This is a genomic window from Citrobacter sp. S46_ASV_140 (genome assembly GCF_018919545.1).
GTDB lineage: Bacteria > Pseudomonadota > Gammaproteobacteria > Enterobacterales > Enterobacteriaceae > Citrobacter > Citrobacter braakii.
Map to the genome: position 1 here is coordinate 1 of NZ_JAHLRC010000149.1, position 7,296 is coordinate 7,296.

Below are 7,296 nucleotides of genomic sequence, written 5' to 3' on the forward strand. Positions count from 1 at the left end.
TAACTATACCGTGCTGAACATCGGCTGGACCGTAGGCCCACCGCTGGGTACGCTACTGGTGATGCAAAGCATTAACCTGCCGTTCTGGCTCGCTGCTGCATGTTCAGCACTCCCTCTGGTGTTTATCCAGACCTGGGTAAAGCGTTCACCAGCAGCATTAGAAGGTTTGAACGCCGCAGTTTGGTCCCCCTCGGTACTGCTGCGCGACAGAGCATTATTCTGGTTTACGCTGTCAGCATTTTTGGCGTCATTCGTTGGTGGTGCCTTTGCATCCTGTATTTCGCAATACGTTATGGTGGTTGCAGACGGCGATTTTGCCGAGAAAGTGGTAGCAGTCGTCCTGCCTGTTAACGCCGCCATTGTGGTATCACTGCAATATGCCCTCGGGCGCAGGCTCACCGCCACCAATATCCGCCCGCTAATGACTGTAGGCACGCTGTTCTTTGTGGTCGGTCTGGTTGGCTTCACCTTCTCCGGCAACAACCTGGTGTTATGGGGCATTTCTGCGGCCTTTTTCACTATCGGCGAGGTCATTTACGCGCCGGGTGAATACATGCTCATCGACAACATCGCGCCTGCAGGAATGAAAGCCAGCTATTTTTCCGCCCAGTCGTTAGGCTGGTTGGGCGCAGCGGTAAACCCATTAGTCAGCGGCGTCATTTTAACCACATTGCCGCCGTGGTCGCTGTTTGTGGCGCTGATGGTGGCGATCGTTCTTGCCTGGGCGCTAATGATAAAAGGCATGCGCGCCAAACCCTGGGGCCAGACGGCGGCCTGCTAATGATGATCGCGACAGAGCCAAAGCCGCTCTGTCGCGAATCTCAAATGGCGACCAGCCCTCGAACGCCATCGGACTCCATATTTTTACCGTCACCGCTTTGAATAATGCTGCCTCGCGACATGAGTAAGTATTTGTCGGCCAGTTGCTGCGCAAAATCATAGAACTGCTCCACCAGCAAAATGGCCATGTCACCCCGGTGCGCCAGTTGAGAAATCACCTGCCCAATTTCTTTAATCACTGACGGCTGGATCCCCTCCGTGGGCTCATCGAGGATTAACAACTGCGGGCGACTGGCCAGCGCTCGCCCAATCGCCAGTTGCTGCTGTTGCCCGCCGGACAAATCTCCACCCCGCCGATGTTTCATCTCCTGTAGAACCGGAAAGAGCGCATAGATATCATCCGGCACACGTCTGGCCTCCTGTGCTGAAAAACGGGAAAGGCCGAGCAGCAGGTTCTCTTCTACCGTCAGACGCGGGAAAATATCGCGACCCTGTGGTACATACGCCACACCGGCCCTGACCCGCTGATGCGGCTTCCAGTGAGTGACATTTTTCTCCTGCCAGAACACACTCCCACTGCGGGCAGGAATAAGCCCCATCAGGCACTTCAGAAGCGTCGTTTTCCCCACGCCGTTACGCCCCAGCAGACATGTCACCTCGCCGATACGCGCCTCAAAGTTCACACTTCGCAGAATATGGCTGCCACCATAATATTGATTCAGTTCTTTCACCTGCAACATCTGTGCTCCTTAACGCCCGAGATAAACTTCAATAACCTGCTCGTTGGCCTGCACTTCGCGCAGACTTCCCTGAGCCAGAACGCGTCCCTGATGTAAGACCGTGACGCGATCGGCAATGGTTTCGACAAATCCCATATCGTGCTCAACAACCATCAGCGAGTGCTTCCCGGCAAGCTTACGAAACAGTTCCGCAGTGTATTCCGTCTCCGCATCCGTCATGCCCGCCGCGGGTTCATCCAGCAGCAGTAAATGCGGCTCCTGTACTAACAGCATGCCAATTTCGAGAAACTGTTTTTGCCCGTGAGAAAGCAGCCCGGCGCGGCGGGCCCGCTCGTTGCCCAGCCGCAACAGCGCCAGTATTTCATCTATACGATCCCGTTGTTCGACGGTGAGGCGCGCCCGTAAAGAGCCCCAGACAGATTTATCACTTTTCAGCGCCAGCTCCAGATTCTCCTCCACCGTTAACGCTTCAAATACCGTGGGTTTCTGAAACTTCCGCCCAATACCCTGACGTGCAATGGCGATGGGGTCCAGCGTTGTTAAATCGGTCGACTGATCGTATATCGCCCGACCACTTTGCGGCCTGGTTTTGCCGGTAATAACATCCATTAGCGTCGTTTTTCCGGCACCGTTGGGACCAATGATGCAACGCAGCTCCCCAACGCCAATATTGAGCGTGAGATCCGTTAACGCCTGGAAGCCATCGAAGTTAACGTTAATTTTTTCCAACTGGAGCACCGGGTCCGTTTGGTTGCGAAACCGATCGCCTGGCATCTGGCGAGTAAAAAGCCCTTCATCTGGCTGCATTATTTGTCTCCCTTGCGAAACAGACCCATCACACCACGAGGTAAAAACAGCGTAACGCCAATAAAGATCAGGCCAAGAAACAGTTGCCAGTATTCCGGCATAATGACGGTAAACAGGCTTTTAGCGCCGTTCACCAGTACGGCGCCAAATACCGGGCCAATCAGGGTTCCACGCCCGCCGAGGGCAACCCAAATCGCCGCTTCTATCGAGTTGGTCGGCGACATTTCGCTGGGGTTAATGATTCCAACCTGCGGAACATACAACGCCCCCGCCAGGCCGCACAGCACGGCGGAAAGCGTCCACACCAGCAGCTTGAAACCTTTCGGATCGTAACCACAGAACATCAGTCGGTTCTCGGCGTCGCGCACGGCGGTGAGAATTCGACCAAACTTACTGCGGGCCAGCGCCAGTCCCAGCCATATTGCCAGCACCAGCAGCATGACCGTCGCCAGAAACAGCGCGATACGGGTTGAGGTCGCGGTCACCGGAAATCCCAGAATGGTGGTAAAACCGGTAAAACCGTTATTTCCCCCAAAGCCGGTTTCGTTGCGGAAAAACAGCAACATCCCGGCGAAAGTCAGGGCCTGAGTCATGATGGAGAAATAGACCCCTTTGATTTTTGAACGGAAGGCAAACCAGCCAAATACCAGCGCCAGCAGGCCCGGCACCAGCACAACCAGCAACATCGCCCAGATAAAATGTTGCGTTCCCCACCAAAACCAGGGCAGCTCGGTCCACGACAGAAACGACATAAAGGCCGGTAATCCTTCGCCGGAAGCCTGGCGCATCAGATACATTCCCATCGCATATCCCCCCAGCGCAAAGAAAATACCGTGGCCCAGCGAGAGCATTCCCGCATAGCCCCACACCAGATCCAGCGCCACCGCCACAATGGCATAGCAGAGAATTTTCCCGGCCAGAGTCAATGTCCACACCGATATGGCCAGCGGATGATCCGCAGGTAACAGCGCCAGAAACGGCAGAATAATCAGCGTCAGCAGTAAACCCAGCCCCAGGATGCGTGTCGCGCGCGGCGCTTTACGCGCCAGCGTTAATGTCATTGGCATCGTCATCAGTCAATAACCCTCCCTTTCAACGCGAACAGCCCCTGAGGACGTTTCTGAATAAACAAAATAATCAGCACCAGAATCATAATCTTACCGAGAACCGCTCCCACCTGAGGCTCAAGAATTTTGTTGAAAATCCCAAGCCCAAACGCAGCGGCTACACTCCCCGCGAGTTGTCCCACGCCGCCCAGCACCACCACCAGAAACGAATCGATAATGTAGCTTTGCCCCAGTTCCGGTCCTACGTTGCCTAACTGCGAGAGCGCTACGCCCCCCAGTCCGGCAATCCCTGAACCAAGACCAAAGGCCAGCATATCCACACGTCCGGTAGGTACGCCGCAGCAGGCCGCCATATTGCGATTTTGCGTCACCGCACGTACGCGCAGTCCGAGACGGGTTTTATTCAACAACAGCCAGGTGAAGAACAGCACCAGAATGGCAAAGCCAAACACCACAATTCGGTTCCACGGCAAAATCAGATTGGCATAAACCTGAATGCCCCCGGAAAGCCATTCCGGATTAGCGACTTCAAGGTTTTGCGCGCCGAAGGACATACGCACCAACTGGATAAGCATCAGGCTGATCCCCCACGTTGCCAGCAGGGTTTCGAGCGGACGCCCGTATAAATGGCGGATCACTCCGCGCTCGAGTAGCATTCCAACCCCAGCGGTAAGCAAAAAGGCGACCGGAAGCGCAATAACCGGATACCAGGCCAACCATTGCGGGAAAAACTGGCCCATCAGCTGTTGCACCATCCAGGTACCGTAAGCGCCGAGCATTAACATCTCACCATGCGCCATATTAATGACGCCAAGTAAGCCGTAGGTTATCGCCAGACCCAATGCCGCCAGCAGCAAAATGGAGCCCAGCGACAATCCCATAAATGCCTGTCCAAGAAGATCGCCAACCTTCATGCGATGCGCGATGGAATTCAGGCTTTCGTCAGCGGCAGCACGAACGCGGGCATCAGGTTCATGTTCAGCATGGGTGAATGGCTGCAGGCGCGCCTGGGTTTCAGGATCGTTCGACGCCCCTAGCAGTTCGATTGCCTGACGTCTGATCTCAGGCGAGGTGCTGGTCAGTTGCAGGTTTGCCAGTGCAATAGCCAGTAAGGATTTCACGTCAGCATCCGGCTCCTGGGCCAGTCGTTGCTGCAAAAACGGCAGCATCCCCGGCTGGGCCTCACGCTGTAATGTACGCGCTGCCCCGCCCCTTTGCGTGACACTGTCACTTAAGAGCTGGTGGACGGCCAAGGTTCCGGCAACCAGATTACGCAGGCGGTTAGTCAGGCGGATTTTTTTTAGCTCGCCGTTCGGACCTGCCGCCATTCCTAGCGGTTGTACGTGCGAGCCGTTCATGATAAACGCGTTTTTCGCGTTATCTGTCAGCAGGTTCTCATCACTCAGCGCTTTGAGCACCGGCAAGCGTTGAACGTCGGGTTTTACCGACCATTGTTCAAGTAAGGCGGCCTGCTGAGTCCGGTTGGCGGCGGTAAAGGTATCGGCATCTGCGGCCTGCGCTATCCACGGCAAAAGCCACGTCAGCAACAACACACCACGAATAAAGCGCATGGCTTTCATGAGCATTCTCCAAAGCGTTGCCCTCCCGCAGGAGGGCGTAAGATCAGTTGCTGGCGGTTTTAACGGGCTGTTCAGATTTTTTATCATTACCAGCGATATATGGACTCCACGGCTGGGCGCGAACCGGCGCTTCGGTTTGCCACACCACGTTAAACTGGCCGTTGCCTTCAATCTCGCCAATCATGACGGGTTTATGCAGGTGATGGTTGGTCGCATCCATGGTCAGGGTAAATCCTGATGGTGCCGCGAATGATTGTCCTGCCATAGCCGCCCGGACTTTATCCACATCGGTAGTTCCGGCTTTTTCTACTGCCTGCGCCCACATATGCAGGCCAACATAAGTGGCTTCCATAGGGTCGTTGGTCACCACCGAATCAGCATTCGGCAGCTTATGCGCTTTAGCATACGCCCGGTAATCCGCGACGAACTTCTTGTTGGCCGCATTATCTACAGACTCAAAGTAGTTCCACGCAGCCAGGTTGCCCACCAGCGGTTTAGTATCGATACCGCGCAACTCCTCCTCACCCACAGAGAATGCCACCACCGGAACATCCGTGGCTTTCAGGCCCTGGTTCGCTAACTCTTTATAGAATGGAACGTTAGAATCCCCGTTGATGGTCGATACCACCGCCGTTTTTCCTCCTGCGGCGAATTTTTTAATACTGGCAACAATGGTCTGGTAATCGCTGTGTCCGAATGGGGTATACACCTCTTCGATGTCTTTATCGGCCACGCCTTTCGAATGCAAAAAGGCGCGTAAAATTTTGTTAGTCGTACGCGGATAGACATAGTCCGTACCCAGCAGGTAGAAGCGCTTAGCGCTGCCGCCGTCCTCACTCATCAGATACTCAACCGCCGGGATCGCCTGCTGGTTAGGCGCAGCGCCGGTATAGAAGACGTTAGGCGACATCTCCTCACCTTCATATTGCACCGGGTAAAACAGCAGACCGTTCAATTCTTCAAATACCGGTAAAACCGATTTACGCGAAACCGATGTCCAGCAGCCGAAAACCGCCGCTACCTTGTCCTGACTCAGTAACTGACGTGCTTTTTCAGCAAATAACGGCCAGTTCGAAGCCGGGTCAACCACCACCGGTTCCAGCTTTTTGCCCAATACACCGCCCTGCGCATTGATTTCATTAATAGTCATCAACGCCACATCTTTCAGCGGCGTTTCGGAAATAGCCATGGTGCCGGATAACGAATGCATGATGCCAACCTTAATAGTATCGGCCGCCTGAACACTAAAACTCATTCCCATTGCGACAACAGAGGCGGAAAGCGCAAAAGCTTTTAAAAATGTACGACGCTGCATAGTTTCACTCCTGAAATTAGTCTTGTTGAAAGCTCCGGTGCAGCCGGGCAGACAAAACGGTGCAAATTAAGGGTATTCAGAAGTGATAAGGCAAAAACGATGCCAGATATTAAAACATCATATAAAATCAATGAATTAGAATTTTAGGCACAAAAAGCAGTATTAATTTTTGCCGCCAGAAGGATTAATCGCGTGAAACATTGAACCACAATGAGACAACTCTGCATTATAAACGTGCAACAATCTGTGTCTGTCACACACGGTCATAACGGCGTGCCCCGGTATAAAAACATGGTTATTTGTTCGCAGATAACCGTGCCTTGTCACTATTATTTATTTTTCCCGACGTAATCACGTCAAAATTTTACTTTTCCGCCGAAATAATCACACAGTTCAGCCTTTGTTTAAGATTGAATTGCTACTATAGTCATAAGCGAGGTGAACTTAAGGTAAGAGAGGAAACTCACAAATAAAGGAGCATTTACTATGCTGGGTAATATGAATATTTTTATGGCTGTTCTGGGAATTATTTTATTTTCCGGTTTCCTGGCCGCGTATTTTAGCCACAGATGGGATGATTGATGAACGGAGATAGTCCTGAACCGACCCGGCCCCTTGCTGCGTAGCTGCACAAGGGGCCATTTTTTTACCTGAATTCCCCTTCCCGGCACCTTTTCCCTGATGTACAGATAAAAAAAAACCGCCGGATAAACCAGCGGTAAATGCTTGCATGGATAGATTTGTGTTTTGCTTTTATACGCTACCTGGCAATTCCCTGCGAAGATAACGGATAGTTGGCTAATCTATCATCGACAACCCCAATGAACGTTAAACGAAACGTAACTACCTTCTATAAGACATGTTGGCCGCTAATGAGATTCTTGCAAACCGTACAGTAATCCATGTTATCGCAATGGTTATAAAATGAGCTATTTATTGCTTCATAGTGTATGGTAAGCACCCCATCACAAGGACAATCAATATGTCGATACTCAAAGATATTAAGA

General features: G+C 52.6%; 7 protein-coding genes. 2 read left to right on the forward strand and 5 right to left on the reverse strand.

Annotated features, from left to right (window positions below; translation table 11 throughout):
* On the forward strand, positions 1-781 hold a 781-nt coding region (locus tag KQJ19_RS21160; protein WP_216404092.1), incomplete at its 5' end, for an MFS transporter.
* A gap of 40 nt (positions 782-821) precedes the next feature.
* Here the strand turns inward: KQJ19_RS21160 and urtE are convergent.
* The 5 genes from urtE to urtA are packed head-to-tail and all read right to left on the reverse strand — an operon-like array spanning position 822 to position 6,289.
* Positions 822-1,520, reverse strand: a complete 699-nt coding sequence (gene urtE / locus KQJ19_RS21165; RefSeq protein ID WP_191212325.1) for an urea ABC transporter ATP-binding subunit UrtE — start codon at positions 1,518-1,520, stop codon at positions 822-824.
* A gap of 9 nt (positions 1,521-1,529) precedes the next feature.
* A complete protein-coding gene (gene urtD, locus KQJ19_RS21170) occupies positions 1,530-2,327 on the reverse strand; it encodes an urea ABC transporter ATP-binding protein UrtD (protein ID WP_151222671.1) in 798 nt (265 codons plus the stop codon).
* A complete protein-coding gene (gene urtC / locus KQJ19_RS21175; protein WP_016156480.1) occupies positions 2,327-3,400 on the reverse strand; it encodes an urea ABC transporter permease subunit UrtC in 1,074 nt (357 codons plus the stop codon). The genes urtD and urtC overlap by 1 nt, the downstream gene beginning before the upstream one ends.
* Positions 3,400-4,974, reverse strand: a complete 1,575-nt coding sequence (gene urtB / locus KQJ19_RS21180) for an urea ABC transporter permease subunit UrtB (protein ID WP_216404093.1) — start codon at positions 4,972-4,974, stop codon at positions 3,400-3,402. The genes urtC and urtB overlap by 1 nt, the downstream gene beginning before the upstream one ends.
* 43 nt (positions 4,975-5,017) lie before the next feature.
* Positions 5,018-6,289 (reverse strand): urea ABC transporter substrate-binding protein, encoded by a 1,272-nt coding sequence (urtA, locus tag KQJ19_RS21185; RefSeq protein WP_016156478.1) that lies wholly within the window; start codon positions 6,287-6,289, stop codon positions 5,018-5,020.
* A gap of 486 nt (positions 6,290-6,775) precedes the next feature.
* Between urtA and mgtS the strand changes: the two genes are divergently transcribed.
* A complete protein-coding gene (mgtS, locus tag KQJ19_RS21190) occupies positions 6,776-6,871 on the forward strand; it encodes a protein MgtS (RefSeq protein WP_003032406.1) in 96 nt (31 codons plus the stop codon).
* Positions 6,872-7,296 lie beyond the last annotated feature (425 nt).

Bases quoted from the DNA above. Each gene is read 5' to 3' on its own strand.
- urtE (WP_191212325.1), bottom strand. From the start codon at position 1,520: ATGTTGCAGGTGAAAGAACTGAATCAATATTATGGTGGCAGCCATATT.
- urtD (WP_151222671.1), bottom strand. From the start codon at position 2,327: ATGCAGCCAGATGAAGGGCTTTTTACTCGCCAGATGCCAGGCGATCGG.
- urtC (WP_016156480.1), bottom strand. From the start codon at position 3,400: ATGACGATGCCAATGACATTAACGCTGGCGCGTAAAGCGCCGCGCGCG.
- urtB (WP_216404093.1), bottom strand. From the start codon at position 4,974: ATGAAAGCCATGCGCTTTATTCGTGGTGTGTTGTTGCTGACGTGGCTT.
- urtA (WP_016156478.1), bottom strand. From the start codon at position 6,289: ATGCAGCGTCGTACATTTTTAAAAGCTTTTGCGCTTTCCGCCTCTGTT.
- mgtS (WP_003032406.1), top strand. From the start codon at position 6,776: ATGCTGGGTAATATGAATATTTTTATGGCTGTTCTGGGAATTATTTTA.